We start from the raw sequence: 2822 nt of genomic DNA, 5'->3' as shown, positions 1-2822 counted from the left end.
GCATGGGGTACTGCGCCTCGTCCAGGCGCCCGGGCGCTTCCGCATGGCCGTGGCACAGCACGAACTGCACGCGCCGCTGCAGCGCCAGGTCTTCGCACGCCCGGGAGCTGTCCGACATGGTCTGGATGGGCCCCAGGCGCAGCTGCGCCTCCAGCTGGCCCAGCCAGCGCGGAAAGAAGGTGAGCGAGAGCACGTGCGTGGCCGCAAAGCGCAGGCTGGCGGCTGCCGTGTCGTGCGCGGCGCGCGCCTTGATGCGCGCGGCCTCCAGGTTGGCCAGCAGGGTTTCCATCAGTGGCAGAAAGCGCTGCCCCGCCGCCGTGAGGGCGGCCGGGTGCGCGCTGCGGTCGAACAGCTCCACGCCCACCCATTCCTCCAGCGCGCGGATGTGGCGGCTGAACGCGGGCTGGGCGATGGCCCGGGCCTCGGCGGCGCGCGAGAAATTGCCGCACTCGGCCAGGGCCAGGAAGTCTTCCAGCCATTCGAGATCGAGGGGGCGGTTGCCAGGTCCCATGGGCGTCGTGTTCCGTGCAGATAGATGTATGCGATTCGGGTATTGGACGGTGCGGGGCCCTCGCCGGAAGATCCGCTGCGTTGTCGTTCCCCTGCACCCATAACGGAGACCTTGAATGCCTTCCATCGCGAATTATCGCGGGATCATCCCCGCCATCTCGTGCCCCTTCACCCCCGACCACCGCATCGACGAGCCCGCCCTGCGCAAGCTCGCCGCCTGGCTGGCCGGCCACGAGGGCGTGGTGGCCATCATGACCAACGGGCACACCGGCGAGGTGTTTTCCCTCACCCCCGCCGAGCGCGCCGAGGTCACCCGCATCGTGGCCGACGAACTGAAGGGCCGCACGCCCGTCATCTCCTCCATCGTCTGCGAGGGCCTGGCCGAGGCCGCCGAACATGCCCGCGCCGCCCAGGCCGCCGGCGCCGTGGCGCTGGATGTCATGCCGCCCCACCACTGGCTGCGCTTTGGCTTCACGCCGGGCCATGCGCTGCAGTATTTCGAGGCCATCCACCGGGCCGCGCCGGGCCTGGACCTGGTGTGCCACGTGTACCCGGCGTGGACGCGCGCCTCGTACTCGTCGCAGCTGCTGGCCGAGCTCGCCCGGCTGCCCTACCTGCAGGCCTTCAAGGTGGGGCAGCGCGACATGAACAAGTACGCCCGCGACATCCAGGCGATCCGCGAGGCCGACGCCTCCAAGGCCATCCTCACCTGCCACGACGAATACCTGCTGGCCTCGATGGTGCAGGGCGTCGATGGCGCGCTGGTGGGCTTCGCCACCTTCATCCCGCAGCTCATCATCGATCTGTGGAACGCCGTGAAGGCCGGCGACCTGAAAAAAGCCATGGCCGTGCAGGCCGTCATCACGCCGCTCAAGGACGCGGTGTACGGCGGCGGCGAGCCCACGGGCGAGGCCCATGCGCGCATGAAGGGCGGCATGTACCTGGCCGGCGTGATCGACGACGCCACCGTGCGCCCGCCCACCGAGGCGCCCAACGCCCAGGAGGTCGAGGCCCTGCGCGCCGCCGTCCGGCAGGCGGGCCTGCTGCAGCGCTGATCTGCGGGTGCCATGACAAGACGGGCCGCACCGCACGGCCCGCACCGGACATTCTCGACCCCATAAAGACAGGAGACACGCCATGCAACGCAAGCCATTCCTTCGCGCCGTCCTCGGCGCCCTCGCGCTCACCGCCGCCGCCAGCGGCTTCGCGCAGACCTACCCGAACAAGCCGGTGCGCGTGGTGATCCCGTTCCCGCCGGGCGGCACGCTGGACGCCGTGGGCCGCATGCTGGCGCAAAAGCTCGGCGAGCAGACCGGGCAGAGCTTCGTGATCGACAACAAGCCCGGCGGCAGCGGCGTGATCGGCGGCGACGCGGTCGCCAAGGCCGCGGCGGACGGCTACACGCTGCTGTTCAGCGCCTCCACCTTCACGACCGCGCCGATGACGCTCAAATCGGTGCCGTTCAGCGTCACGCAGGACTTCGCACCCGTGGCGCTGGTGGCCAAGGCGCCCCTGTCGGTGGCGGTCAACAAGGACCTGCCGGTGACCGACATCAAATCCCTGCTGGGCTACGCCAGGAGCCACCCGGGCAAGATGACCTTCGCCGTGGGCTCCATCGGCTCGGCGGGGCATCTCTCGACCGAACTGCTGAAACGGGCCGGCAAGATCGACTACCTCATCGTGCCCTACAAGGGCACGGCGCCGGCCTTCCAGGACCTGATCGGGGGGCAGATCGACGGCTTCATCGACCCCATCCTCGGCTCGCTCCAGTACCACAAGAGCGGCATGCTCAAGGTGGTGGCCGTGACCTCCGCCCAGCGCGTGCCCAACCTGCCCGACGTGCCCACGGTGGCCGAGACCCTTCCCGGCTTCGAGTTCTACAGCTGGTACGGCCTGTGGGCCCCGGCCAAGACGCCGCCCGCGCTGGTGCAGCGCCTGAACGCCGAGGTGAACAAGGCCCTGGCCGGCGACATGGCCCAGAAGCTCAAGGACCAGGGGCTGCTCGTCACGCCGGGCAGCGTGGACGACTTCGCCAGGTTCCAGCGCGCCGACATGGAGCGCTCCCAGAAGATCGTGACCGAGGGCAACATCCGTGCGGAATGACGGCACGCCGCTCCCAGGCGCCCATGCCGCCGTCACCGGCAGCAGCAGCGGCATCGGCCGCGCCATCGCCGAGTCGCTGCTGGCCGCGGGCTGGCACGTGAGCGGGCTGGACGTGGCCGCGCCGGCCATCGAACACGCCGCGTTCACGCCCGTGGCCGTCGATCTGGCCGATGGCGAAGACATCGCCCGTGCCGCCGCAGGGCTGCAGG

General features: G+C 70.2%; 4 protein-coding genes. 3 read left to right on the top strand and 1 reads right to left on the bottom strand.

All coding sequences use genetic code 11. The annotated features are described in order from the left end of the window. Positions 1–511: LysR family transcriptional regulator (locus AC27IO_RS22470; RefSeq protein WP_498740857.1), on the bottom strand; the 511-nt coding region annotated here is incomplete at its 3' end. 115 nt (positions 512–626) lie between these two features. Between AC27IO_RS22470 and AC27IO_RS22465 the strand changes: the two genes are divergently transcribed. The 3 genes from AC27IO_RS22465 to AC27IO_RS22455 all read left to right on the top strand — a co-directional run. After that, positions 627–1565, top strand: a complete 939-nt coding sequence (locus AC27IO_RS22465) for a dihydrodipicolinate synthase family protein (protein ID WP_272551826.1) — start codon at positions 627–629, stop codon at positions 1563–1565. A gap of 82 nt (positions 1566–1647) precedes the next feature. Then, a complete protein-coding gene (locus tag AC27IO_RS22460) occupies positions 1648–2613 on the top strand; it encodes a Bug family tripartite tricarboxylate transporter substrate binding protein (protein WP_498740855.1) in 966 nt (321 codons plus the stop codon). Then, positions 2603–2822, top strand: a 220-nt coding sequence (locus AC27IO_RS22455) for an SDR family NAD(P)-dependent oxidoreductase (protein WP_498740853.1), incomplete at its 3' end; no start/stop codon positions are given. The genes AC27IO_RS22460 and AC27IO_RS22455, both read left to right, overlap by 11 nt.

It is taken from the genome of Acidovorax sp. KNOB132, assembly GCF_057541515.1.
The sequence above is the reverse complement of the archived record's forward strand: the minus strand, read 5'-3'. Positions and strand labels throughout refer to the sequence as shown.

Excerpts from the sequence above, each read along its gene's own strand:
- AC27IO_RS22465 (WP_272551826.1), top strand. The coding sequence starts at position 627 with ATGCCTTCCATCGCGAATTATCGCGGGATCATCCCCGCCATCTCGTGC.
- AC27IO_RS22460 (WP_498740855.1), top strand. The coding sequence starts at position 1,648 with ATGCAACGCAAGCCATTCCTTCGCGCCGTCCTCGGCGCCCTCGCGCTC.